General features: G+C 71.5%; 18 protein-coding genes and 1 pseudogene. All 19 read right to left on the bottom strand.

Translation table 11 applies throughout. The annotated features are described in order from the left end of the window. Positions 1-171: 171 nt before the first annotated feature. Complete coding sequence (locus tag ACZ4FV_RS36290; RefSeq protein WP_465324698.1) at positions 172-780, bottom strand: hypothetical protein; 609 nt, start codon at positions 778-780, stop codon at positions 172-174. 175 nt (positions 781-955) lie between these two features. Continuing rightward, positions 956-2,614 (bottom strand): HAL/PAL/TAL family ammonia-lyase, encoded by a 1,659-nt coding sequence (locus ACZ4FV_RS36285; RefSeq protein ID WP_465324696.1) that lies wholly within the window; start codon positions 2,612-2,614, stop codon positions 956-958. Positions 2,615-3,433: 819 nt separating this feature from the next. Then, positions 3,434-4,285 (bottom strand): annotated as a pseudogene (locus ACZ4FV_RS36280) (DMT family transporter); the annotation flags it as partial. A gap of 35 nt (positions 4,286-4,320) precedes the next feature. Next, the gene (locus ACZ4FV_RS36275; protein ID WP_465324694.1) at positions 4,321-5,655 is read right to left on the bottom strand and encodes an MFS transporter; all 1,335 of its coding nucleotides are present in this window, start codon (positions 5,653-5,655) and stop codon (positions 4,321-4,323) included. A gap of 5 nt (positions 5,656-5,660) precedes the next feature. Next, a complete protein-coding gene (locus ACZ4FV_RS36270; RefSeq protein WP_465324692.1) occupies positions 5,661-6,995 on the bottom strand; it encodes an ATP-grasp domain-containing protein in 1,335 nt (444 codons plus the stop codon). 62 nt (positions 6,996-7,057) lie between these two features. Continuing rightward, complete coding sequence (locus tag ACZ4FV_RS36265; protein ID WP_465324690.1) at positions 7,058-8,218, bottom strand: saccharopine dehydrogenase family protein; 1,161 nt, start codon at positions 8,216-8,218, stop codon at positions 7,058-7,060. Then, positions 8,211-9,296, bottom strand: coding sequence for a saccharopine dehydrogenase (locus ACZ4FV_RS36260; RefSeq protein WP_395864859.1), 1,086 nt, complete (start codon positions 9,294-9,296; stop codon positions 8,211-8,213). The genes ACZ4FV_RS36265 and ACZ4FV_RS36260 overlap by 8 nt, the downstream gene beginning before the upstream one ends. Positions 9,297-9,345: 49 nt before the next feature. After that, positions 9,346-11,613, bottom strand: coding sequence for an iron-containing redox enzyme family protein (locus ACZ4FV_RS36255; RefSeq protein WP_465324687.1), 2,268 nt, complete (start codon positions 11,611-11,613; stop codon positions 9,346-9,348). Between the two features lie 32 nt (positions 11,614-11,645). Beyond that, positions 11,646-12,563 carry a beta-ketoacyl-[acyl-carrier-protein] synthase family protein gene (locus ACZ4FV_RS36250; RefSeq protein ID WP_395864855.1) on the bottom strand — a complete coding sequence of 306 codons (918 nt, stop codon included), beginning with the start codon at positions 12,561-12,563 and terminating at the stop codon, positions 11,646-11,648. Continuing rightward, positions 12,560-13,423, bottom strand: a complete 864-nt coding sequence (locus ACZ4FV_RS36245) for an isocitrate lyase/PEP mutase family protein (protein ID WP_402238081.1) — start codon at positions 13,421-13,423, stop codon at positions 12,560-12,562. The genes ACZ4FV_RS36250 and ACZ4FV_RS36245 overlap by 4 nt, the downstream gene beginning before the upstream one ends. Positions 13,424-13,473: 50 nt before the next feature. Further along, positions 13,474-14,268, bottom strand: a complete 795-nt coding sequence (locus ACZ4FV_RS36240) for a thioesterase II family protein (RefSeq protein ID WP_402238083.1) — start codon at positions 14,266-14,268, stop codon at positions 13,474-13,476. Continuing rightward, positions 14,265-15,359: a C45 family autoproteolytic acyltransferase/hydolase gene (locus ACZ4FV_RS36235; RefSeq protein ID WP_402238086.1), complete on the bottom strand. Its 1,095-nt coding sequence runs from the start codon at positions 15,357-15,359 to the stop codon at positions 14,265-14,267. Before ACZ4FV_RS36235 ends, ACZ4FV_RS36240 begins: the two co-directional genes overlap by 4 nt. Then, entirely contained in the window at positions 15,356-15,970 is a 615-nt protein-coding gene (locus tag ACZ4FV_RS36230; protein ID WP_395864848.1) for a GNAT family N-acetyltransferase, read from the bottom strand. Before ACZ4FV_RS36230 ends, ACZ4FV_RS36235 begins: the two co-directional genes overlap by 4 nt. 1 nt (position 15,971) lies before the next feature. Next, positions 15,972-16,235, bottom strand: a complete 264-nt coding sequence (locus ACZ4FV_RS36225; RefSeq protein WP_331771933.1) for an acyl carrier protein — start codon at positions 16,233-16,235, stop codon at positions 15,972-15,974. Then, positions 16,219-17,769 (bottom strand): AMP-binding protein, encoded by a 1,551-nt coding sequence (locus tag ACZ4FV_RS36220; RefSeq protein ID WP_465324679.1) that lies wholly within the window; start codon positions 17,767-17,769, stop codon positions 16,219-16,221. Before ACZ4FV_RS36220 ends, ACZ4FV_RS36225 begins: the two co-directional genes overlap by 17 nt. Further along, positions 17,766-21,152 carry an amino acid adenylation domain-containing protein gene (locus tag ACZ4FV_RS36215; protein ID WP_395864844.1) on the bottom strand — a complete coding sequence of 1,129 codons (3,387 nt, stop codon included), beginning with the start codon at positions 21,150-21,152 and terminating at the stop codon, positions 17,766-17,768. Before ACZ4FV_RS36215 ends, ACZ4FV_RS36220 begins: the two co-directional genes overlap by 4 nt. After that, entirely contained in the window at positions 21,149-23,482 is a 2,334-nt protein-coding gene (locus ACZ4FV_RS36210) for a class I tRNA ligase family protein (RefSeq protein WP_465324673.1), read from the bottom strand. The genes ACZ4FV_RS36215 and ACZ4FV_RS36210 overlap by 4 nt, the downstream gene beginning before the upstream one ends. Continuing rightward, positions 23,479-24,654 carry an NAD(P)/FAD-dependent oxidoreductase gene (locus ACZ4FV_RS36205; RefSeq protein ID WP_465324671.1) on the bottom strand — a complete coding sequence of 392 codons (1,176 nt, stop codon included), beginning with the start codon at positions 24,652-24,654 and terminating at the stop codon, positions 23,479-23,481. The genes ACZ4FV_RS36210 and ACZ4FV_RS36205 overlap by 4 nt, the downstream gene beginning before the upstream one ends. Next, positions 24,651-26,003, bottom strand: coding sequence for a lysine N(6)-hydroxylase/L-ornithine N(5)-oxygenase family protein (locus ACZ4FV_RS36200; RefSeq protein WP_395864838.1), 1,353 nt, complete (start codon positions 26,001-26,003; stop codon positions 24,651-24,653). Before ACZ4FV_RS36200 ends, ACZ4FV_RS36205 begins: the two co-directional genes overlap by 4 nt. Between the last annotated feature and the right edge of the window lie 87 nt (positions 26,004-26,090).

Here is a 26,090-nt window from a genome sequence, read left to right as displayed (position 1 = left end):
TCCTGGTGGGTCCGCGCCGCCCGGCACCGCGCCTCGCCGCACCGGAGAAGCAGCCGAATGGAAGCACCATGCGGCTGCTTCTCCGGCACGCCGATGCACGGCATCCGCCCTTCGGGCTCCTCGCTGCGCTCACGACGCGGCCCGATCCACCAAGATCCGCCGGACAGGGGCCTAGGACATCGCGTCGCGCAGCGCGGCGACGATCGTTTCGGGTGGGTGGATTGCGGCGGCGGCGTGTTCGGCCGCGTCGAGGACGTCGGCGAACCGGTCGGGTTCCGCGCGGCCCAGCACCTCGCGCAGCCATGGGACGAGGCGGGCGGCGTCGGTCGGAACCTCGGGCAGCACGAGGCCGGGTACAGAGGGGGCGGGCCGTACCACCGGAGGGTGCCGCTCGTCGCGCTGCGGCTTGCGCGCGGTGGGACGTGTGCCGCGAAGGAGGCGTCGCAGGCCGGGGGACAACGCGACCGGCTCGGCGGGCCGCGCGGGTTCCGGGTCCCGAGGGGGCGCGGCGTCCGGTTCGGGAGCGTGCCAGGCGGACAGGTCCGGGGCTCGGCGTTCGCTGCCCCAGCGGCCCACCGGCAAGCGGACCTTGTGCGGATGCACGCACACCCCCACACCCGACTCGGCGTCGATGCGGCGTCCCTCGCCCGGGCGCCACGGCCACGCCGGGTCCGGCCGGTCGGCCACGTCGAACTCGCCGGGAGCGAAGCGCAGCGACGGGCAGTACCCGCACACCTCCCCTTCGATCCACGGCGGCAGGACCGGCTCGTACGAGGACATGACGGCAGCGTAGTGACCCGGGCCCGGACGCGGGTCCGAAGGGTGCCGATCATGCGCCCCGCCGCCCGGGAGACGCCGCGCCCCGGTCCCGGAGCCCGACGGCTCCGGGACGGCCGGCCCGGTCGGCGGCGTCGACCCGCGTCGACGCCGCCGATCCGGCGGGGTCGCGCGGGGCTCAGACCCCGTCGGGGCGCAGGGTCCCACGGGCGACCATGTCGACGGCGGTGTCGACGTCGGGCGTCATCCAGCGGTCCTCACCGAGGGTGGGTACCCGTTCGCGGAAGCGGTGGTGCAGTTCGTCGGTGGCCTTGGCCAGGGGCAGGTCGCCCATGGTGGGACGGGCCAGGTCGATGCCCTGCGCGGCGAGGAGGAACTGCACGGCCAACACGATCTCGGCGCGGTGCAGGTTGTCGTCGAGGTTGCGCGCCGAGGCCATGGCCATCGTGTTGTGATCCTCCTGCCCGAACTTCTCCGGTCGGGACAGCACCCCGGCGGGCATCGCGCGTGCCTGCATCTCCGGGATCAGCGCCGCGCCGACGGTCTGGACCTGCACCATGCCGGAGTTGAGTCCGACCGGCGGGCCGGCGAGGTTGTCGGGGAGCCCGTAGCTCCACTTGGAGGCGATCAGTCGTCCGGACAACTCGTGCGAGAGTACGGACACGTCGGTGATCTGCGCGTTGAGGGTGTCGATCGCGTGTCCGATCTGCGCGCCGTCCCAGTTCCCGCCCATCACGAACTCCCACGTGTCGTCCGGACGTTCGAACAACAGCGGGTTGGAGGTCGAGGCGTTGGCCTCGCGGGTGATGATGGTCTGCGCCTCGTCCAGGGTCTGCCGGGCGGTCGCGACGATGTGCGGGGCGGCGCGTACGGACACCGCGTCCTGCACGCGCGGCGACGTCTCGCCGAACCGCTCCCGGCCCTGCTCGGTCATCCACGCGCTGTCGTCGGTCAACTCGCGCAGCCGGGCCGCCTCGTGCTCCTCGGCGGGGATGCGCCGCTCGGCGTGGGTGCGCTCGTCCAGGGAACTCGCCTCGGCCCGGGTCGCCTCCAGGAACAGCGCGAACGCGCCCCGGAATTGGTCCAGGAACCGTTCCGAGCGATCCACCGACGCCGTGTAACGCGCCGTCAGCACACCGCTGCCGCTGATCAGCGGCAGCGTCTCACCGGCTTCCAATGGGAAATCGACCGGCAGCCCCGCCTGTTGGAGCACCTCGCGGGCTCCGCGCGCGGGCCCCTCGCGGTACCGGGCGGTGCCCGCGTCGCCGGTGAGCACGAGTCCCGCGGCGGCCATCGGCTGGAGGTCTCCGGTCCCCAGCGAGCCGATCGAGGGCATCACCGGGGTCACGCCCGCGTTGACCAACGCGAGCATGCGCTCGACCATCTCGGGCCGCACGCCCATTTTTGCCCGGGCCATCGCGTTCGCCCGCAACACCAGGGCCAATCTGGCCACGCCGGGGGAGAGTTCCTCGCCGGTACCGGCGGCGTGCGAGCGCAGGACCCGGCGTTGGAAGTCGCGTTGTTGCTCGTCGGTGAGGGGATGGTCCTTGAGCGGGCCCAGCGCCTGGTTCCAGCCGTACACGCGCTGCCCGCGGGCGAGCGCCGCCAACGCTCCCGTGCGGGCGGTGCGCATGCGCGTGGCGGCGGCCGGGGCCAGGCGTACCGCACCCGCGTTCCCGTGCAGCACGGCCTTCATCTGCGCGAGGGTCAGGTGGTCACCGTCGAGCGTGATGCCCGCCGCCTGCTTGGTGTTCGTCGACGCGAGCGAGGCGACCGGCCGCTTCGGGCTCGGACTCGCCGAGCCGGTCACCAGGGCGGACGTCACGGCGACCGCCACGACGACCCCCGTCCAACGTCGCCGGCGTGCCGGTGGCACGGGCCGAGGTGGAGCGGCCGGATGCGGCCGGAGGCCCTTGAATTCGGGAATCGGGAACGAAAAATTCACACCGAGACCATCGGCGCCCCGGCAGGGATCCTGAACAAACTCACCGGCGGCGCCGGCGAGGGCGGCGGTGGTGCCGGGGCAGGCGGCGGCGACCGGCGGGTCCGTTCGGCTCGCCGCCGTCGCGGATGTGCCGGGTCACTCCTCCTGGTCGTCGTGGGCGTACAGCTTCAGCACCGGAACGCCCACCTTGTGGCGGGCCCGGCTGGCCCAGTCCCGGTGGAAGAACTCCTCGACCAGGTGCGGGGCGGTCAGCACGATCACCTCGTCGGCGTGCGTCTGTTCGACCACGGTTCGCAGCAGGTCCAAGGGGTGGCCCTCGATGAGTTGGCCCACGGCCTCACTGCCGGCCTCCCGCAGGCTTCGGAGCGAGTGCTCCAGTGCCAGGGCGGCGGGCCCCTCGGCTCCCTCGCCTTCCGGCTCGTCCGCCTCGTGGACCGCCTGCTTCAGCTCTCCGAGCGCGACGTCGTCGATCGAGCGCAGCAGTCGGTCCTCGTTGCCGCGCGGCTGCATCAGCACGACGAAGGACATCGTGTCGTCGTGGAGGGTGGTGACGAGCTCGACGTCCGCCGCGGACAGCGGCTGCTCGACCATCAGAACGCTTGTGAACACCATGAGCCTTCCCTCGGCGCACCCGGACGGGCACGGACGGTACGCAACGATAGCGACACGTTCCGCCCTCGATCCTCTGATTCCCTCGCGCACCGCCGTCGACGCCTCGGGCGTGGGTCCGCGCCGGGAGACCAGCACCCCCGTCAGGCACAGTGCGCCGCCCACCAGTGCCACCGGCTCGGGCACTTCGTCGAGGAGGGCCCAGGACATCAGCACGACGACGACCGGCACCAGATACGTCGTCGCGCCCATCCTTCCGGCGGTGGTGCGCGAGAGCGCGTACGCCCACGTGTAGAAGGCAAGCGCGGTCGGGAACAGGCCCAGATAGACCATGCCGAGCACGGCGCGCGGTGGCGCGGACGCCAGATCGTGCGCCAGGCCGTCGGCGAACGGCAGGCACGCCACCGCGCCGACGGCGCAGCCGAACGTGGTGACCTGGAGCGCCGAGGCATGCCCGAGCGCGGGCTTTTGCGCCATCACGCCGGCGGCGCTGCCCACGGCCGCGACCAGGCACAGCAGTACGCCCACCAACGGGGCGCGGCCGGCGTCCAGGCCGGCGAACCCGACCAACGCGGCGCCCGCGAAGGCCAGTGCCACGCCGACCATCAACTGCCGCGGGAACCCCTCCTTCAGGAGCCAACCGCCGAACAGGGCGATCAGGATCGGGCCGACGTTGACCACCAGCGCCGCGGTGCCCGCGTCGACCTCCTGTTCACCGCGATTGAGCGCGACGAAGTACACGCCGAACCACAGCACACCCGAGCCGAGGATGCCCGGCCACGCCGCACGGGCCGGCACTCCTTCGCCGCGCACCAGCAGGAACAGGCCCAGTACCACCGCCCCCAGGACCAGTCTGCCCAGCGCCAGGGCGCCGGCGGAGAAGTGCGGCGCCGCGTCACGGATGACGACGAACGCCGACGCCCACAACAACACGGTGATCCCGGCCGCGACCAACGCCCGCCCCCGGTCACCCCGCCACACCCTCCCCGTCACCCGCCCGACGCGCCGGCCGTGCTGCTCGACGCGTCGGCGGCATCGGAACCCACCGGTTCCGCCGCCGGTTCGTCCCGCACCGACACCAACACCAGCACGATCGACAACACCGAACCCACCGTCAGCACCGGCCACACCTGATGCCCGAAGCGAATGAACAACCACCCGCCCACGACCGGTCCGACCGCCGCGCCCAGGCTCCAGGCGAAGTGGAAGCCGCCGATGTAGTGGCTCTTGAGATGCGCGGGTCCGGCGACCACCGGATAGGCGGTGGTGGCCGGACCGCCGAGGATCTCGCCGACCGACCAGATCAGCGTGCCGAGCAGGATCACGGCCGGGCCCAGCGGCAGTCCGTACACGGCCACGCCCACGCCCACCAGGACCAGGGCCCACGCCATGGTCAGGCGTTGCGACCATGCCTGCGCGTACTTGGTGACCAGCAATTCGAACGAGATGACGATGAAGCCGTTCAGTGACACCGCCAGCGTGTACCAGAAGATCGCCACGCCGCTGTCCTTGACGTCGAGCGGCAGCGTGGACAGGTACTGCACGTAGACGACCCCGAAGAAGAAGATCGCGGTCAGGTAGAGCATGTAGCGACGATCGCGCAGCATGGCGCGATACCCGCCCCGCCCGACCCGACCGGCCTCCCGCGCGCTTTCCTCCCCGTCGGCGCCCGCGGCGGCGGGCGCGCCCGCCGCGCCCGGTTCGGCTGATCGGGGCGGCAACGTCAGCCACGCGATGGTCGCGTAGATGAGCGCGATCGTCGCCTCGACCCAGAAGACCAGTGCGTAGCTGCGGCCCGCCAGGTTGTACAGCGCGAATCCGAACAGCGGCGCGACGGTGGCGCCCAGGTTCAGCCCGAAGCGGTACATCGCGAAGATCATCACCTGGCGGTTCGCCGGCGTGAGGTCGGAGAGCAGGGTGGCCGACGCCGGGCGGTAGAGCTGCCCGGCCAGGCTGACCAGGGCCACCGCGACCAGGATCAGGCCGAACGAGGGCAGGTAGAGGATGGCCGCCAGGGGCACGCTCGCGCCGACCATGCTCAGCACGCTCGCGTTGCGCGCGCCGAGCCTGATCGACAGCGCCCCGCCCAGCAGCACGCCCACGATGGCGCCGCCGCCGTACACACCCAGCGCGAACGCCGCCTGACCGTCCGAGTAGCCCTGCGAGGTCAGGAACAACACCAGGAAGATGTTCAGGAAGGCGCCGAGGCGGTTGACGAACGCCCCGGCGAGCAGCGTCTTCGCCGGGAGCGAGGCCTGCCGGAAGGTGGCCACCACGGCGGCCTTGTCGCTGTCGTGGCCCTCCTCGTGGACGACGTCGGTCATGCCCGTCAGCCGATGACGATGCGGATGGCGGCGCGGACGCGCTGCTCCAGGGCGTCGAGTCCGTCGGGCGTGGGGGCGTCGATGAAGAAGGTGACGGACCGGTCGTCGGAATTGGCGAGCGGCACCAGCGAGGCACCGCGCTTCTGCAGGACCAGCACCGCACGCAGCGTCGGTTCCTCGCCCGGCCCCCCGGGTTTGATGTCCGGCCACACACCGCTGTCGCCGATCCACTCGGGCCGTACATCCGGCCAGTCCAGGACGACGTCCTCCAGCGTGCCGGGCCGGTGCTCCAGGTAGACCTGCCGGGTGTAGCGGTGCGGCCGCGGGTAGCCGGCCGGTTCGCCGAGCGCGACGCGCAGGATCTCCGGCTCCAGGGGACGGCCGGTGGCCAGTTGATACAGCGTCAGCAGCCCGTCGCCGGGGGTGCGCGCGGCCACCTCCATCAGGCGCGGGAGACCGTCGTCGCCGACCCGCCACTCGGAGTGCGCGATCCCGTTCTCGAACGCGAGCGCCTCCACCAGCCGCCGATTGGCCGTCACGAGCGCCTCGCGCAGGTCCTCGCGCACGCCGGGCACGCTGTGCGCCATCTCCACGAAGGTGTGCGTGTGGCTGTCGGTGGTGACCTTGTCCGTCACCGACGCGAAGACCACCGCGCCGTCCTGGACGAGGCTCTCCACGGAGAACTCCGGGCCCAGCACCTTCTCCTCGACCAGGACGACCTCGTGGTCGGGGTAGGAGGCCAGCCGCTCGCGCAGCGCGGCCACGTCGTCGACCGTCTCGACTCCGGAACTGGAGGCGCGCGAGGCGGGTTTGACCACGACCGGGAAGCGCACCGCGCCGAGATCGACGCTCGCGCGCTCGCCGGCGGGAATGGTCAGCGACGCCGGTCCCAGGTCGGCGGCGTACCAGCGTTGGAGATACTTGCTGCGGCAGGCGCGGCTGGCGCGTAAGCCCGGCGAGCGCACCCCCAGTCCGTCGGCGAGCAGGCCGGTCGGCTCGGCGAGGTAGTCGCCCACCGCGTAGGCGCCGACGATGGTGTACGCCTCGCGCCAGGCCGCGGTCCGGGCGATCGCGCCCGCGACGAACGCGCCCTGCACCGTGAAGTCGCCGGTGACGTAAGCGATTTCGGTGATCTGCGAGGCGGGGTTGGAGGTGTCGGCCATCGCCGCCGTCGCCTGCTCGCGGTAGGACTCCGCGGTGATGACCAGGATCTCGAGGCCGCGCCCGGAGAGTTCGGTCAGATACAGCGGATTGCGGCGGATCACGGGGAACGAGCCGGTCAGGATGAATGCCTTGGGCCGGTCGGCGGGATCCCGCGACTCGAGTCGTGCCTGGGTCATGGTTCCGTGTCCTCCTGGATCGGTGGATCGGTGGATCGGTGGATCGTGGGGCCGGCCGGTGCTCAGCCCGTCCGGCGTTGTTCGTCGAAGCGCCAGTCGACGCCGTTCGCGCTCAGGAAGGCCAGCCACCGCCGGGCGTCCTCGGCGCCCTGGGCGGCCTGGCGCAGGCCGGCGGGCGCCTTTCCGTCGAGGATCTCGGTGACGCCGTACGCCAGCGGCAGGGACACACACCGCGCCATCGCGCTCTCCTCGGCGTCGCCGACCGTGTCCAGGACGTATTCGCCGTGCCAGGACGCGCCGTTCGCGCCGCGGATGTCGAGCGCGACGGCGAGCACGACCCGGTCGCGGTCGGCGTCGGTGGTCGGATGGCGGGCGGCGAGTTCGTCGGCGAGGGCGGCGATGCGGTCTCCGTCGCCGGTGCGCACCGTGGCGAACACGTCCTCCCAGGCCCGCAGCCAGCCCTCCAGGCGCAGCGTGCCGCGGACGAACACGCGCGCCTGCCAGGCGGGTGGGAAGGCGTACTGGGCGAGGTAGGGGACGCTGTCACGGTTGGGGTAGGCCTCGAACGTCTCGCCGTCGAGCGCGTGCGCGCGGGTCGCCGTCCACGGGAGGTCGACGACCCGCTCGACACCCTCGTCGAGGTAGCGGGCCGGTGCGCGCAGCGCGCTCAACACTCCGCGCGGCGCCCAACTGAAGCGGTAGCGGAACTCGTTGGGCTCGGCCGGGACTCCGCCGCAGTACGAGGTGAACTCGACGGTGGCCGGGCCGTCGCCGACGACCTCACGGCCCCTGGCCACCAGCAGGTCGGCGAACAGGTGGTCGATACCCGGGTCGAGGCCGGCCTCGGTCAGCACGACCAGGCCGGCCTTCGCCGCGGCCGGCGCCTCGGCCAGGATGCCCTCGGAGACGTAACTGCTGCAGGCGAAATGGGCGTTGTGCTCGACGCACAGCCGCAGCAGCGCGGGGTGCTCGCTCGCGGGCAACATCGACACCACGATGTCGCCGGTGCGCAACTCCTGTGCGAGCCGGCCCAGATCGTACGCGCGGGCGCCTGCGCGGTCGGTCAGGCCCAGCCGGGCCAGGCAGCGCTCGGCCTTGGCGTCGGTGCGGCCCCACACCAGCAGCCGCCGGGCCCGGTCGGCCACCACGCGCAAGCCGCTGCCGGTGGACAGGCCGGTGCCGATCCAGTGCACGGTTCCGTCGGCGGGAATCGCGTCAGACATGGACGTTCTCCGTTTCCAGGCCGTTCGCTTCGCATGCGTCGCGGAAGACCCGCAGGCAGCGCTGCCAGGGTTGGCCGGGTTCTCCCAGGGTCAGCAGATGGGGCGTCAGTTCGGCGGAGAAGGCGACGCCGGCCTCGCGAGGCAGCAGCGACGGCAGGTTGTCGATGGCGATCACGCCCAGTGGGTCGCCGACGTCGCGCAACGGGCGGACCGGCTCGCGCCAATCGGTGGTGTCGTCGTAGATGGGCAACACGTTGTCGCGCGAGGTGACGTCGCACGTGACGTCCGCGATCAGGGACAGTCGCCGGGGCCCGGCCCGCAGGGATTCGACGGTCACGAACGGCGGGGTCGGCGCGGTCACCAGCACGGCGTTGACGAGAATGTCGTGATCCATCAGGGCCGCGCGGTCCAGCGATCGGGTCTCGGCGACGTCCCAGCAGGTCGGCTCGATCCCCGCGACCGCCAGCGCGTCCCGCGCGCCGCGCCCGCACCGACCCAGTGCCCCGACGACCAGCACGCTCGGCCGCGTGCCGCCGGACGTCTCGCGCAACACCCGATCCAGGGCCTTTTTCGTCAGCGGTCGCAGCGGCAGGTCCAGCCGTCCCCGATGCCGGAGCACCGCGAGCGCGGCGCCCATGTAACCGGCCCAATAGCCGAACGCGGCCAGCCGTCGACCGTCCGCGTCCGTGAGGTACTCCATGTCCAGCAGCGCGCCGCCACCCGCCGCGAAGCGCCGCAGCAGCGCCGCGGCGTCGCGCTGGCCCTTGTACGCATGGCCGAAATACACGTGCCGGTGCGCCAACGCAGCCGGCTCGGCGGGCAGTTCCTTGAGCCCGACGATGAACTCCGTGGCCGGGGCGTCGAGCCAGGAACCGGCCTCGGCGGCCACGCAGCCGGCGTCGAGGTAGTCCGAGATCGGAAAGGCGCGCTGCGGCGAGTGCTCGACCGTGAGCGTGATGCCGTGCGCGACCAACCGCGCGGCGTCGGCCGGCACGATCGGTGCCCGCCGCTCGCTCTCGCGCGCCTCGTGTCGCATCGTGATCCCGACGTCGGTCGTGCGCGGGTGGGGTTCGGCCATGTGGTGCCCTCCGGTTGCCGGTTCGTGATCTCGCGGGGTCGGGGCCGACTCAGATGACCAGGTCGGCCAGGTCGTCGGTCTCGCCGGGGGACGGGGTGTCCGGGCCGGCGGGCGGGTCGCCGGCGGATATGCGCTTGAGAATCGGCTGTTCGAGGAAGTACGCGAAGGAGGCGTACCCGCGCCACACGCGACGCCACTGTTCGGCCACCGCCGCCTCTCCCACGGTGCGCCGCACCCGGTCGAGATAGCCGACGATGATGTCGGCGGCCTGCTTGGCGTGCCCGGCGGAGAAGTTGTCGATGGTCAGATGTGCCTGCTCGTAGCAGTCGTCGATGCCGTGATGGCGCAACTTCTGCAACTCGTGCAGCCGCATCTCGCCGGAGCCGAACATCTCGATCGCCAGGTTGTAGCCCAGGATCTCGCTGTGGAAACGGTCCGGGAACAGGCACATGCACAACTGCTGGATCGCGAACCCGTAAAGATCGTCCGGGAGTTCATCCTGCTCGATGAAGGCCTCGTCGCGAATGTGCGGAAGCCGGATGCCCGCGCTGGCCAACACCCGGTGGGTCAGCGTGATGTGGTTCTTGCGCAGGTCGCCGTTGCCCATCTCGTCGGCGTAGATGGCGAACAACATGGCGTCGGTCTCGCGCTCGTCGTGCCCGAGATTGCCGAGGCGGTGCAGCCACGCGCCGTCGATGAGGTAGGTGAGGTAGTAGGTGGACTGCCGAAAGAGCACCTCGTCGCGGTCCGGGATCTCGCGCAGCGGCTCGTACGGGTCGACCAGCTTCTCCCAATAGACCCGCTCGGCCCGCTCGTACAGCGCCTGTGGGCTGTAGTCGAACCAGCTCGCGTCGGTGTACCGGCCGCCGGCGCCGTGCACGAACAGGATCTCCGCGTCCCGGAAACAGCGCTCGGCCCGCTCGGCGGCGATCGGCAGGGTGTTGGGGAAGTTCTCGATGTTGACCAGGCGGTGGAACAACTCGCGGTGGTCGCGTGGTTCGGCCTCGGCGATCACGACGTCGGCGGGCGCGCTGCGGGCGATCGCGGCCCGCCGGCGCTCGGCCGCCTCGTCCCCGGCGGTCTCGGGTGAGATCTCGATGACGGGACGCTCGCCGGCCTGGACGCTCGCCGCCCAGGCCCGGAAGGTCGCCGCCTCGTGTTCGTCGAAGATCCCGAACATCGGCCCGCCGAAGCGCATCGCGTCCAGGAGCCGGCAGTCGCCGTTGCCGGGCCCGCGCAGGTGGCCGGACTCGCGTAGGTCGGCCAGGAAGCCGGCGAGGTCGATCCGGGCGGCGCCGAAGACGTCCGTCAGCGCCTTGCCGCCGATCCGCACGTCGCCGTGCTGGCGGCCGGCGAGCGGGGCGTGGCGCGCGATGATGTCGGCGACCTTCGACTCCAAGGTGAGGTTGTCGTGCCAGGCGCCGAGCTCGGCGAGCATCGCGACGTGTTCCCGCTCCAGGTCCAGGGTCAGCCGCACGGCCGCGTACAGCCGGCGCCGCGTGGCCGGACCGGCCAGTGCCAGATGTTCGGCCAGCACTTCGCGCAGATCCGGCTCGGACAACAGCGGCGCGGTGTCGGTGAGCAGGTCGTCCACGCCGAGCGCGTGGAAGGCGTAGTGCACGCCCGAGACCTCGGGCAGGAAATTGGCGGGCAGCCGGGACAGGGCCAGGTGGAAGCTGCCGTGCAGGGCGGTGAGCGGGCGGGCCCGGGCCTTGTCCAGGAAGTCGGCGGCGGCGATCTCCGGCAGGAGTACACCCGCGCTCTCCAGCGCGCGCCGGCGCAACCGGGCCTGGCCGCGCTCGGGATTGCCGCCGCCGCGCAGGGTCAGGTGGTGGGCGAAGAGCCGGTTGACGACGACGGAGGGCTGGGTCGCGGGCTGGGAAAGCGTGTCCAGCCGGCAGCCGGCCGACAGGGCCAGCGGCGCCCGCCCCCGCAGGGCCCTCGCGCGAGCCTGCGGACCCGATCGGGTCAGGGCCGCCAGGACCGCGGCCAACTCGGCGCGGACGGCCTGTACTTCGGCGGCGATCGCATCGGCGTCGGCGAAGGTGCCGGCCGCCGCGTCCGGGGCCCGGTCCTCGGCCGCGGGCAGGAAGGCGTCGATCACGCGCCGGGCGACCAGGAGCGTCGACTCCGACTCCTGGTCGCGCAGCAGAAGCCGGAACAACTCGTTCGGCTCCGCGAGCGTGGCAGCCCGGGCTTCCTCCCAGCCGGCGCGGCTGAACGCGAAGGGCCGGAGCGGCAGCGCGTCGATGGTGTCGGGAAGGACGAAGGGCACGAAGCCACGGTCGCCGCCCGGCGTACGCGGTGCGGTGGTCATCCTGGGCCTCCTCCTGGGGGTGTCGTCCACGGTCATCCGGCGGCCCTGCGCAGCAGCACTCCGATCCGTTGACCGGGAACGCCGGCGGCCAACAGGTAGTGCCGGCCCGGTTCGACGTGCCCCGCCTCGGCCCGGTCGACCAGGTTGATCAACGGATCGGCGGCGAAGCAGTGGCCCACCCGGGTGATGTTGTCCAGATGGAGCTGGGCCGGGGTGAAACCGGCCTGCCGCTCCTTCATCACGATCACCGGCTTGAAGATGTTCGCGTGCATCAGCCCCGCGATGTCGCCCGGCTTCATCCCGAGGGGGGTGAGCAGGCGCTCGTTCACCGTGCGGGCCAGGTCCGCGCTGATCTCGTTGGCGTGCGCCAGCCTGCCCGGGTCCTGGGCGCTCGCGCAGGCGAGGATCTCGTAGCCGCCCTCGACCTCGCCCTCGGCCGCCACCAGGCAACTCGCCGCCCCGTCGCTGAACAGCGCGTAACTCGCCATCCGGTCGTCCTCGTGCGCGGCGCTGTCGGTGGTGACCACCAGCACCCGCCGGTGGCGACCGGCGCGGACGAACGCGGTCGCGGTGTCGATCGCGGCCAGCAGGTTCACGCAGCGATTCATGTTCTGCCCGTAGAAGGGGACGTCGCCCAGGCCCGACTCGGCCAGGAAGGACTCCATGAACGCGCCGTGACCCTCCGAGGGGCCGGGTACCCGGGTCGAGCACAGCACGACCGCGTCGGCGCCGCTCGCCGTGGCCCGCAGGGTCGCTGCGGCGCTCTGCGCCGCGATCGCCTCCAGGCTTCGCTCGGTTCGTCGCACGGTGCCCCAGCCCCACAGGCCGGGCGTCGGCGCCATCTTGAACTCGGCGGCGCGCGCGGCCAGGTTGGCGATGCTCGTGTGCGGGACCTCGAACTCGCCCAGGACGTACCGCGGCCCGTGCAGGTGGGCGGACGGTCCGGTCACGAGTCCTCCTCCGGTTCGGCGGCCGGCTCGGACATCAGCGCGTTCACCTCGGCGTAGGGCACGGCCTGCCCGACGAAGGCGAACGTCCCGTGCTCGCGCACCTCGCGCGCCGCGCGCAGGAAGCCGCCCAGCGCGGCCCGGGCGAACGCCGAGCCCAGGCTGATCCGCCGAGCGCCGCACTCGCGCAACTCCTCGACCGACAACGCCGGACCGACCCCCGCGAGCACGTTGACCGGCCGATCGAGCACCGAGCACACGGTGCGGATCGCCTCGACGTCCGGCAGACACGGCGCGTACAACACGTCGGCGCCCGCCGCCTCGTAGGCCTGGAGCCGCACGACGGTGTCCTTGAGATCACCCCGGCCGTACAGGAAGTTCTCCGCCCGCGCGGTCAGGGTGAACGGGAACGGCAGCGCCCGGGCCGCCTCGACGGCCGCGGCCACCCGCTCCACGGCCGCCTCGATCGGCAGGATCGGGTCGTCCGGGTCCCCGGTGGCGTCCTCGATGGAGGCGCCCACCAGGCCCGCGTCGGCGGCCAGCCGGATCGTGTGGGCGATCTCCTCGCCGGACGTGCCGTAGCAGCTCTCCAGGTCGGCGCCGACCGGCAGCGGCGTCGCGGCCACGATCGCGCGGGCGTTGTCCAGCGCCTGCTCGCGATCCAACAGGTTCACGCCGTCGGAGTGGCCCAGCGCGAAGGCCAGGCCCGCGCTGGTGGTCGCCAGCGCGGTGAAGCCGAGCTGCGTCAGCAGGCGGGCGCTGCCCGCGTCCCACGCGTTCGCCACCACGAACGCCCGCTCGCTCTCGTGCGCCTCCTTGAAGGCGAGGCCCCTTCGGTACCGGTCTGCCGGGTCGAGCAGCATTGCCGTTCCTTCCGATGCGCTTTGGATGCGTTCAGCGTGCCCTTGCGGGGTCAGATCACTTCGATGTGCTGATCGGCCCGAACGGCGGTCAGCAGCAGGTCGATCACCGCCGAGGGGCCCTTGTCGCGGAAGTGGAAGTGGCCGCCGTCGACCCAGTGGCACTCGGGCGGGCTCACACACTCGCGGTCCCACAGCGCCAGCTTGTCGGGGGACAGGTAGGGGTCGTCGCGGCCGGCGATGAGCGTGACGCCCACCGCCAGCGGGGCGGCCGAGGTGTACTCGTAACCGGCGGCCATCCGGAAGTCCGCGATCACGCCGGGCAGCAGCAGGTCCAGCACCTCCTCCTGGGCCATCACCTCCGGGGGCAGACCCTCGAAGAACTGGAGCGCCTCGGCGAACTCCCGGCCCTCCAGGGCCGCGAGATGGCGAACGCGCTGCGAGGGCGCCAGCGAGGGGGCCGACACGCCGGAGACGAACAACCGTCGCAGCGTGGACAGATCGCGCAGCCGACGCGCGGTCTCGAACGCGACGAGGCTGCCCAGACTGTGTCCGAACAGGTAGACGGGCCGCGTGCCGTCGGCGCCCGACTCCCGGGCCCGGGCCCGGATCGCCGAGGCCGCGCCGTGCGCGAACTCCGCCAGCGTCGGTCGGGCCTCGCGTGCCCGGTGCGCGCGGCCGGGCGGGCACACCGCGACCAGTTCCGCCTCGTCGCCCAGCTCCTCCTGCCAGGACAGGAACGAACGCGCGTCGCCGCCCGCGTGGGCGAAGCAGTACACGCGCGGGGTGTGCGCGGCGGCGCCGTCGCGCGTGACGAACCAGCCGCCGCCGGCCACGGACACACTCACGAGATCACCTCCGCCGGTGCGGCGCCCCGGGCCACGGCGGCGCGCAGCGAGAACGAGTGGGTGCGATGGAGCGCCGGATCGCCCGGCCGCACGTGCAGTTCGCCCAGGTCCGGCCGCAGCACCACGGCCGCCACCGTGCGCTCGCGGCGGACGTCGCCGTTGCCCTCGACCCGGATCGGCGCCCGCGACAGCAGCGCGAAGTGCTCCTCGACGCCCGCTCGGGGCGCCAGCTCGGTCAGGCGGGCACGGCAGGCGTCCAGCCGCTGCCGGGAGAAGTTACGGGCGAAGACGTTGAGTTCGTCGTGCGCGACGAAGTCCGGGTGCAGGAAGTGGTTGGTGTGCGTGCTCGTCGAGGACTCGCTCACCCGCAGCTCGTCGCCGAGGATCTCCACCCATGCCGACTTGCGGGCGTCGCACAACACCAGGTTGCGCGAGCTCGCCAGCTTGAGGGTACGCAGGATCCGTACCGCGTCGTCCACGTCGCGGGCGCTGTCCAGCAGGTGGCGGATGGCCAGGTAGGGCGGCAGGCCCGGTCGCCACCGGCCGCCGAGCACGAGGTTGAGCCCGACCGCGAGACCGTCGCTGTTGACCCCGAGGTAGCCCAGGAGCCCACCGAAGCCGAGCACCAGGACCCGGCGGGGCGAGCCGGTCCGCGTGATGTCCAGGACGCAGATCTGGTCGTCCAGGTCGCCATTGAGGTCGACGGTCTGCGCCAGCACCGGGCCGGCCGCGCCGCCGACGGCGTACGTCGTACAGTCACCCATGGTCGGTATGCGCTGGTATCCCATGATCTCGCGCCGGACCTGCAACAGCAGCGCCTCGTCGGCACCGAGCCCCGCTCCCTCGGCCAGCCCGTGCAACTCCTGTGCCAGCAAAGGCGTCTGGGTCTCTATCTCGACCCGGTACGCATCCAGCGTCGGCTTCAGCGTCGCCCACGACACCGGGGCCGGCATGATCCGGTTCAGCCGGGCCAGCCCGTCGTCGAGGAAGGCGCGCAGGCTCTCGGCGCGCTCGACGCCGTGCCGTCGGCCGCACTCGAAGGCGTCGCCCCGAGCCCGCACCACCGGCACCCGCGGGCCGGCCGCGGTCACGCCTTCCCCGTCGGTCGCGTCACCTTGGGCCCGGCGAGCAACTGCGCGCGAACCGACGGCCATTCGGCGCGCAGCACGCTGTAGTAGATCGCGTCCCGGCGCCTGCCGCCGGGCATCGGATTGAAGCTGCGCAGCACGCCCTCCTCGGTGGCTCCGATGTTGCGCAGTCCGGCGCGCGCCTGGAGGTTGAGCACGTCGGTCTTGAACTCCACGCGCTCGGCGTTCAGTTGTTCGAAGGCGTGCTCCAGCATGAGGAACTTCGCCCAGCGGTTGATGCCCTTGCCCCGGAACTCGGCGCCCAGCCACGACCAGCCGATCTCCAGCCGCCCGTCCGGCTCGGCGATGCTGCAGAAGCTCATGCTGCCCGCCGTGCGATCCACGGACTTGTCGATCACGTTGTAGACGACGCGGCGACCGGCGGCCTGATCGGCCAGGGCCGCGTCGAAGAACGCGTCGAACTCGGCATCGGTGGCGATCACGAGCACGAAATAGCGCCAGATCTCGGGGTCCATCGCCTGTTTGCGCACCGCCTCGCGATCCTCGGGGACGATCGGCCGCAGCAGGACGTGCTCGTTCTCCAGCGTCGTCGACGCGGTCTGCACCCAGGTCATCTCAAGCCACCTTTCCGGCGTGGCGCGACAGCGCCTCGGTCACATCGCGCAGCGTGCTCATGGCCGCCACGTCGGGTTCGGTGAAGCAGGCCAGGTCCACCCCGGCATCGTCGCAGGCGGACATCAGGAACAGGACCTTGTTCAGCGAGGTCAACCCGTACGTGCCGACCATGTCCTGGTCCAGGTCGATGTCCTGGGGCGCGACGCCGGATTCCAGCACCTGGGCCAGGTTCCGCCTGGCCACCGTCTCAATCTCGCACTGCATGGATGCTTCCCTGGTTGTCGTGGATCCGGGAACGGTAGGCGTCGAGGATGCGCCCGCGCCTGGCCTTGAGCTGAGAGGTGAGCAGCCCGTTCTCGACACTGAACCGAGGACTGGCCACCACCACCGTGCGGATCTGCTCGTCCTGGCCGAACGCCGCGTTGGTGCGCGTGAGTTGCTCGGCGATGGCGCGCTCCTCGGCAGGCCCCACCGGATCCGCGGCGGGCGAGACCACCGCGACCAGATGGGTCTGCGTCGGGCAGAACACCACACATTCCTCGATCACCGGGCTGGACTTCATGTGCTCCTCCAGCGGTCGGACGACGATCTTGCGGCCGTTGTCCAGCACGATCACGTCGTCGGCACGACCGTGCACGAACAGGAACCCGTCCTCGTCGAGATGACCGATGTCGTTGGTGCGCACCGTCCCGTCCGCGGCGAACACCCGCTCGGACACCCCGGGCGGCGCCTGCTCGTAGCCCCGGCACACCGGGTGCTCGGCTTGCACGTGGATCACCCCCTCGGCGTCCAACAACACCCGTTTGCCCGGCAGTACGCGCCCGACGCTGCCCCGCCGGTGCGCGCCCGGGTGGTTCTTGGTGACGATGCACGTCTCGTTGAGCCCATACCCCTCGAAGATCGGCAATCCGGCGTCCTCGAAGAAGGCCAGCGTGCCGGTCGAAGCCGGCGCCGAACCGGTCCACAGATAGCGGATGCGGTCGCCGAACAACTGCCGCGCGGCGCCGCGGCGCGCCGTCGCCTCGTCGCCGTCGACGCCGGCACCACGCATCCGGGCCTCGATGTGTTTCCTGGCCGTCTCGAAGAATCCCGGCACGCCCATCACCACCGTCGGCCGGATCCGGCGCAATGCCGGGAACGCCGCCTCGTACGTGCTGATCGTGACGTCGTGGCCCCAACGCAGCGCGGAATACGTCCAGTAGCGCTGCTGGAGCACCGACAGCGGCAGGAACACGAGCAGATTGTCCGCGCCGCCGTGCCCGAACATCTCCTGGACCGCGCGCAGATCGTCGTCGACGCTGCCGACGGACGCGGTGAGCGTCTTGGGCTCGCCGGTACTGCCCGAGGTGAGCTTCAGCGACAACACGTCGTCGGGCGAGTAGACGATCGGCTCCGGGACGCGACCGTCGTCCGGTGCGCTCGCCGCCGCGTCGACCTCCGCGAGGGCCCTGCTGCCGGGGGCCCGCGGCGGGCCGTCGGTGAACAGCACGCCCAGGCGGTAGCGCTCGCGCAGACCGGTGTCCGTGTCGAACTTGGCCGGATCGAAGCCCACGGTCACCGCGCCCAGGCGGATCGCCGCGAGATCCAGCAGCGCCCACTCGAGACAGTTCGCGGCCAGGATGCCGACCCGGTCGCCCCGATCGATGCCCAGGTCGCGCAACCACACGGCGAGGCGCCCGGCGCGCGCGTGCAATTCGGTCAGCTCCATCGTCCGGATCCCGCCGAGCCGGAAGAAGGAGATGTGCGGGCCGGGGGTGGGGGCCCGGGAGACGATGTGGTTGATCACCGAGTCGCTCATGTCGCGCTCGACCCCGCCCCACCGCGCTCGGCCAGGCCGCGCTCGATGTGCGCGGCCATCGTGCGCACCGTGTCCACCTCCGGCAGCCGGTCCAGCGTGATCGTCAAGCCGAACCGCTTGCGCACCCCGGCCAGGATGCGGGCGGCCACCAGCGAGTCGCCGCCCAGGTCGTACAGCGGGCGGGTGACGTCCAGGTCCACGTCCGCGACGCGCAGCGGCTTGGCCCACAACCCGGCGACCACGAGCTCCAGTTCCGAGTCGGCGGCGGTGGGCGCGGACGCGGACGGCGCGGCGGATTCGGCGGCTTCCGCGAGCCTGACCCGGTCGACCTTGCCGTTGCGGGTCAGCGGCAGCGCGGTGTGCCAGTACACCCCGGCCGGGATCATGTACTGCGGCAGATGCTCGCGCAGCGCCGCGCGCACCGCCTCCACGTCCGGACGCTCGTCGCCGGCGGGCACGAGATGGGCGACCAGCCGATCGCCTTGCGCGCCGCCCTGTCGGGAGACCACCGCACGCTCCACGGCGGGCAACGCGACCAGGCGGGTCTCCACCTCGCCGGCCTCGATGCGATAGCCGTTCACCTTGATCTGGAAGTCGCCGCGGCCGAGGATGTCGATCTCGCCGTCCGGCAGATAGCGGCCCAGGTCCCCGGTCCGGTACAGGCGCTCGCCCCGCTCCGGGTCGATCACGAAGCGCTCGGCGGTCAACTCCGGGTCGCCCCAGTAGCCGCGTGCCAGGCCCACCCCGGCGGCCCAGATCTCGCCGGTGACCCCGTCGGGCACGTCGCACCCGTACTCGTCCAGCACGTACGCCCGGTTGTTCGCGTTCGGCCGGCCGTACGGGATGCTGCGCGAGCCGTCCTCGTCCTCGCCGATCGGGTGCGACACGTTCCAGATCGTGGTCTCCGTCGGCCCGCCCAGCGAGACGATCCGCGGGTCCAACCCGAGCTTGCGCAGGTCCAGGGGCAACGTCGGCGGGATGCGGTCGCCGCTCATCATCACCAGCCGCAGCGTGTCCAGCGCGTCCGTGCCCTCCGCCGCCTGGTCGCGCAGCAGCGACACGATCGCCGGGACCGAGTTCCACACGCTCACGCCCCGCTCGCCGCACAACCGCAACCAGTGCGCGGGATCGGCCGCCTTGTCCGCGTCCGGCAACACCACGGCCGCGCCCGAACACAGGGCGCCGAAGACGTCGTAGACGGACAGGTCGAAGTTGAAGGCGCTGATCCCGAAGAACCGGTCCGCCGGCCCGACGCCGAACCGCGCGTTGCAGTCGGCGACCACGTTGGCCACGCTCCTGCGGCTGACCATCACGCCCTTGGGCTCGCCGGTGGTCCCCGACGTGTACAGCACGTACGCCAGGTGGTCGTCGTCCTGGGCGCCGGGCACCGGGCGCGGATCGGGCACCGGACCGGGCGGCAGCGGGCGGCTCGCGTCGAGCACCAGGACCTCGCGCCCGGTGTCGTCGCCGGCGGCTTCCGCGTCGTTGGTCAGAACCACCCGCGCCCGGCCGTTGCCCAGCATGTACGCGCGCCTCGCCCGCGGGAGTGCGGCGTCGACGGGCAGGTACGCGGCCCCGGCGAGCATCGTGGCGAGGATGCCGACGATCTGCTCGGGCCCGCGGCGCATCACCAGCCCGACCAACTCGTCCGGGCACACGTCGCGGGCGCGCAGCCACGCGGCGGCGTGCGCGGCGTGCCCGTACACCTGCGCGTAGCTGTACGACGCCGCGCCGGTCAGCACCGCGGGCGCGTTCGGCGCGCGCTCCACGTGGGCCAGGAACGCGTCCGTGAGCATCCCCGGCGAAGGCAGCGTCACCGTCGTCGTGTTGGCCGCCCGGCGGCGCTCGCGCTGCGCCTCGGGCAGCAGGTCGAACGTGGTCGCCGACCACGCCTCCTCGGCCAGGAGCGCCTCCAGCAGATGCTGGTAGCCGGACACCAGGTCCGCCACCAGACCGTCCGGGAACAAGCCGTCCACGCTGTCGAACTGGACCACCACGCCGCCGTGTTGCTCGAACGTGGACACATCCAGCCACACCTGCGGAGTCTGGCTGGAGGTGTACACCTCCGCCCCGAACAACTCCAGGGCCGAGCCGTCGACGTCGGCGTGCGCGTAACCCAGCGCGCTGTTGAACGTGTACGGCATAGGCCCGCGCGCCGCACCGCCGCGCCGACCCGCCTCGCGCAGCACCTCGATGCCGGTGAAGTGTCGGTTGTCCAACCCCCGGCGCAGCCCGGCCTGCAGCGCACGCGCTCGCTCCACGAAGGGAATTCGCCGGTCCACCTCGATCTCGACGAGCATCGTCTCGCAGAAGTTGCCAACGGCCTCGAACATGCGCGGGTGGATCGGCGGACGATTCGCCACCGTGGTGTTGATCGTGAAGCGCGAACCGGCGCCCCACGCCGCGAGGGTGTCCGCGTAGATCGCGAACAGCAGTGCGGAGGGGGTGAGTCCGGCCGTCGCCGCCCGGGCCTTGAGCGCGATCCACTGCGACCGGGTCAGCCGCGCGAAGTGCGCCGAGAAGCGCGGGGCCACGATCGAGGAGGGACTCGTGCGCAGCGGCAGGTCCGGAGCGGGCGCGAGATCCTCGAGCCGGTCCAGCCAGTACTTGCGCGCGCGCTTGGCCGGGGCACGGGTGCGCGCGGCCTCCAGCGCGGCCACGTACGCCTCGAAGGACGCCTCCTCCGGCGGATCCGCGTGCTCGGCGCCCGCCTCCCCGGTCGCCTTCCCGGTCGTCTCGTCCGTCGCGTCCGCCATCACGTCATAGGCGTGGCGCCAGTCGCGGAAGAACAGGAACATGCTGATGGCGTCCATGACCAGGCCGTCGTGGTCGACGTGCAGCACCATCCGGTCGTCCGCCAGCACGGTGACGTCGACCACCAGCAGCGGCGCACGATCGGCGGGCAGGATGCGATGCGAGCGCGACTCGCGCTCGGCGAGCAGATGTTCGTGCTGCGCCGCCTCGGACGCGCCGCGCAAGTCCACGCGTGCCACGCGCACATCGACGTCGTGCTCTCGGACCTGTCGACCATCGGGGGTGAAGCGGGTGCGTAACGCGCCGTGGCGCGCCACGACCGCGCGCAGCGCCGCCTCCAGGCGGTCGATGTCCCAGACGCCCTCGATCTCGTGGTAGACGTGGCTGGCCACGTTGCCCATCTCGACGTGCTCGCCCCGTCCGACCAGATAGCTGCGTTGCAGATCGGTCATCGCGAAGCCGTCCGGCGCGTCCAGATGGGCGACGATCTCTGCCTTGTGCTCCTTGATCAGGCGCAGCAGGTCGGGATCCATGCGCTCCCTGGGGCCTTGCAGGCGCAGGTCGGCCCCAACGGCCGTGATGGTCAGACCCCTGGCCTCGATCTCGCGGAGAACCTGTATGTGACTCATGCCGGCACCTCCGTGTGCGCGGCGACCTCGTCCGGATCCAGGCCCTCGGCGATCAGCGCGCTCAGTTCGGCGACGGTGCGGGCACCGAGCAACTCCTCGATGGGCACGTCGGCGTCGACCTGCTCGGTGAGTTGGTACTGCAGGGCGATGGCCTGCAACGATTCCATGCCGAGCTGGACCAGGGACCGGTCCCGCACCGGCTCGTCCGCGGGCAGGCGCAGGAGGTCGCGCACCAGACCGCTGAACCAGGGGAGCAGCGGCGGGGCCGGGTGGTCGAAAGACGGGTGTTCGGACGCCGGGGTCGAGGAAGTCGGGTTCGAGGGCGCCGGGTCGGTTGTTCCCGGGTCGGCGAAGAACACCTGGCCGGCCAGGTCGACGGCGGTTCCGGCGGGCACCAGGTCGATCCCGGTGGGCCACCGGGTCGGCGCGGGCGCGCCGAGCGCGGTCGACAGGCGGTTCGCGAACCTCGGCATCACCGGCGCGCCGCACGTGGCCAGGAGGCGGGCGGCGGCCAGTTCGAGGGCGACCACCGTGCGCGCCTCGTCCTTGAAGTCCGCCACGTCCGCGGCCGGGGCCTGGAGGCGGGCGAAGGTGGTGACGTCCGTGACGATGCCGTCCAACAGTTCGGCCGCGCGGTTGAGCGAGAATCCGTCCTGCCCGAGGGCTCCGGTCAGCGCCGATCGGCGCGCCTCCAGCCGGGCCAGGAAGGCCGCGTGCTCGGGCCGCCAGGTGCCGGCGTCGGGCGCCACCCCGCCGTACCGCTTCGCGACGCGCTCGCCCAGGTCGTTCAGCCAGGCCTGCCACGTGCCGACCAGGGTGTCGCGGACGAAGCCCTCGTACGCGTCGGGGGAGAAGCTGGTGCGTCGGCCCTCGGGACGGGTCAGCGCCAGGTAGAAGCGGATCGCGTCGACCGTGCGCGGGTTCAGCACGTCCTTGCCCCAGATCGCGTGGCCGCGGCTGGTGGAGAACTTGCTGTCCTCGAGGAGGTAGAACTCGTTGATGTTGTAGTCGATGTCCGGCTGCCATCGTGGATGCGCGACGCGGTACAGCGCCGGGATGAACATCGGGTGGAAGAAGCTGCCGTCCGAACCCAGGAAGTGCACGATCTTCCAGTCGGCCCCGGGGTCGTCCGCGTCCCAGTCACGGCCCAGGTCGCGGCCGAGTGCCCCGATGCCGTAGAGGATGCTGAAGGCGTAGTCCAGCCACGACCAGATGACCTGACCCGGCACGTCGGATTCGGCGGGTGTGATGCCCCATTCGGCCGGATGCGTGACCGGGATGTGCAACCGCTCGCGGCGGGAGAGCCGTTCGGCCAGTTCCTTGACCCCCGCCGGGACGCGGCCGAGCCGGTGGTGGTCGGTGACCACCTTCCCGAACTCGTGCAACGGGAAGGTGTATCGCACCAGCGGACTCTCGCGCGGAGGCGCGTCGCACGCGGCGGAACGCGGCTCGACCAGGTCGGTGCACACGTTGGGTTCCAGGCACGTCTCGCAGATGTTCCCGCCGCTGTCGGCGTCGCACGCGGGGCAGCGTCCGGTGACCCCCGACTCGTACAGGTATTCGCCGGTGTCGGCGGCGAACAGCGCGGCACCCTCCCTCGGTGCCACCGTCCCCGAGGCGGTCAGCCGGGAGAAGAAGGTGCGCAGCGCGGCCGGGTAGGCGTCGTCACGGCTGGTCGCGGTGTACTGGTGGACGTCGATGTCCATCAGCTTCAGCGTGGCCAGGATCTCGGCGCTGTAGTGCGCGGCGGTCTGTGCCGGCGTGCGGCCCTCCCGGCGGGCGGCGGCCACGACGTAGTTCTGGTAGTCGTCGCTGCCGGTGATGTGCCACGCGTCGGCGCCGAGCATGCGCTGGTGCCGGACGAACACGTCGGCGCCGAAGAACGGCCCGGACAGGTGCCCCAGGTGCAGGTCGCCGTTGGGGGTGGGCGCGGAGGAGAAGACGAACACGGGACGCTTGCCGAACCCGCGGTGTCCGGTGTCGTTGGCCGCGTGTACCGCTCGTTCGCCGTCGCGCCAGTAGAAGCTGACGAACAGCAGGTCGGTGTCGCCCGTGTTCTCCACCGAGTGCGTCTCGAACGGTTCGAACTGCACGACGGTGGAGGCGGATACCGGATGGCGCTCGGCGTCCACGGTCAGTTCCCCGGTTCCGGAGACGAACACCCAGGTCTCGGTCTCGTCGTGCTGGTGCGCCTGCGAACGCGTGCCGGGGGCGATGCCGACCCAGGTCGCGCCGACCCCCAGCCGCGTCGCGGAGCCCGTCTCGACGGCGGCCGCGGCGACGCCGTCGGCGGCGCGGGGGGCGTCGGGGCGATAGGTGCTGATCTTCACGACAGACTCCTTTGCTTCTCCCACGCGTGCGGAGGAATCGAGGACAGGTCCAGCAGGTCCGCGGCCTCCGCCGCGATCGCCGGGGCGAGCCGATACCCGGAACCGTTGGCGGTACCGGCGAAGACCACGCGCCCCTCGCCCAGCGCCCGCACCTGCGGTTCTCCGGTGGGGCTGTACGCGTCACAGAACACCCGGCCCGAGACGCAGAGTTCGGCCAGTTCGGGGGCGTAGCGGCGCAGGCTCGCGCGCGCCTGGTCGACGTCGTCCGCGGACAGCCCGTCGACCAGGTCGTCGGGATCGACGTCCCAGGTCGTGCAGGTGTAGCTGAACAACCAGTGCCCCGAGGCGTGCAGGGGCAACAGGAAGGCGTCCTCGTCCTGGAAGACGACGGCTCGGTCGGTGCGGGTCGGGACCCGCTCGATGTGCAGGGCGACGATCTTCTTGACCCGGGCGCCCAGCGGGGCGAGCAGCTCCCGCCACGCGGGCTCGGCGAGCCACGGGCCCGGTGCCAGGACGACCCGCTCCGCGGTCAGCGTCTCGCCGGTGCCGAGGGTGAGTTCGACACCGCTCACGCTCGTGTCGCGGCCCGGGCTCGCGTGGGCCAGGGCGCGGACCGCGTCCACATGGACGCCCTCGCGCAGGGTCACCCGGGGACGGAGCTCCCGGGCGAGGTCGTGGACCAGGGCGTACACGTCGGCGTACTGGGCGCCTCGACAGTTCCAGATCCGCGCGTGCTCGGGCAGGCGGAGGTCGGGAGGGCCGGACGGATCCTGCCCGGGTGGTGCGCCGGAGGGATCGGCCGGCGCGGGACTGCCGGTCACGGTGTCGATGCGGGTCAACTCGGCGCTGTCGAGGTAGATCTCGCGCACTCGCGCCGCGTTCGCGGGCGAGGCGACCACCGACATCGGTACCGCGTGGATGGGCAACTCCGGGGCGCGCTGCTTGAGCCGGGCGTAGTAGTCCTGGCTGTACGCCGTCATGCGCCGAACCCGCTCCGTCGCGCCGCGCGGACAGTGCAGTCCCGCCGACCGTCGGCTCGCGCCCGCACCGACGGTGTCCCGGTCCAGGAGTACGACGGATGCCTCCGGCGCGCGTGCGGTGATTTCCCGGGCGACCAGGCACCCGACGATTCCCGCGCCGACGACGGCGACATCGGCGTGTTCGGGGCTCACAGAGCGTCCAGTTCGTCGACGGGCGGCTTGGCGGACCACTCCACGAACGACGGCAGTTGTTCGTCGGAGCCCACGCCCAGAAGCCGGTCGAGGATGCGCCGGCTGCGCCAGGCGGTCAGGCTCAGATTGGGATCCGCCAGTCCGCGCTGGCCACGTGCCGCGTTCTGCATGAAGATCAGGCGATCGCGGGGGCCGTCCCATTGCACGGCGAAGTCCCGGTCGATGCGGTACTCGTCGCCCTCGCGCTCCAGGCGGCTTTCGATCGGCGCGAGGAAATCCGTCGACGCCGGACGAAATCCGGTGGCCCACACGATGGTGTCCACATCCACGTGCTCGACCACACCCGGTCGGTCGTTGTGGCCCATCTTGATGGTCCACCCGCCGGACTCGTTCGCGCTCACATCGGTGACGCCACGATTGGGAAGCAGCGCCAGCAGATCCTGCGCCCCGTCGATGAAGCGGTGCTCGTAGCAGCGCTGGTAGATCTCGCGCAGCGTCGACTCCGAGATGCCGTCGCTGCTCAGCACGTTGCGATTGTTGAGCGACTCGCGGACCGCTTTGTCGAGGCCGGAGAAGTACTCGGAGTAGCTCGGCATGTAGTACTCGTTCGTGAACGGCGAGTCGTCGATGGGAAAGTAGTTCCCGCGCCGCGATATCCAGGTCACGCGCCGAGGCAATTCCTTCGGCGTCCGTGATATCAGATCCAGGAAAGCTTCCGCTCCGGACTGGCCGCCACCGACCACGGCCACCCTCTTGCCCACGAGTCCCGCGCGCGTTCCGTCGATGAAGTCGGAGACGTGGAACTGGGTGTCGCCGAGCTTGTCCCGAGCCTGTTCCGGAACCCAGGGTCTGGTGCCGACGCCGACGCAGATGTTGTCCGCGGTCACGGTGCGGCGACTGGTGTGCACGACGAATGAATCTTCCGCGTCGTCGAATTCGACGGAGACCACTTTTTCGCCGAACACGATGTTCTCGTTGCGCCGGCTCGCCCACTCCAGATAATTCCGGAATTCCCGACGGGGAACCGCTTCGTATTGGGCGTTGATGAAGTGGTAGATCTTCCCCTGTTCGTGCAGGTACGAGAGGAAGGAAAACCCGTTCGTCGGGTCGGAGAGGATGACGAGATCCTTGAGTAACGACACCTGTAACGACGCGCCGGGTATCTGCTGATTGTCGTGCCAGCCGAACTGCTCCTTCTGGTCGAGAAAGAGATTCGGCGTCTCCGAGCGTCCGTGCAGCAGCGACGCCAGGCTCAGGTTGGCAGGACCGACTCCGATGCCGACACAGCGGTACTGCGCCGACTGGGGTTCGTTTTTTCCCGGAATACGGTTTTCGACTGATTTCCCCACGGCTCGACGACACTCCCAGCACTCGCGCAGGACTGGTCATCCGGCGAAATTCCCCAGCGCAACGCGCGTAACTCGCGACATGGCCGG

It is taken from the genome of Embleya sp. NPDC025285 (assembly GCF_055558835.1).
This window is presented reverse-complemented; position numbering and strand designations above follow the sequence as displayed.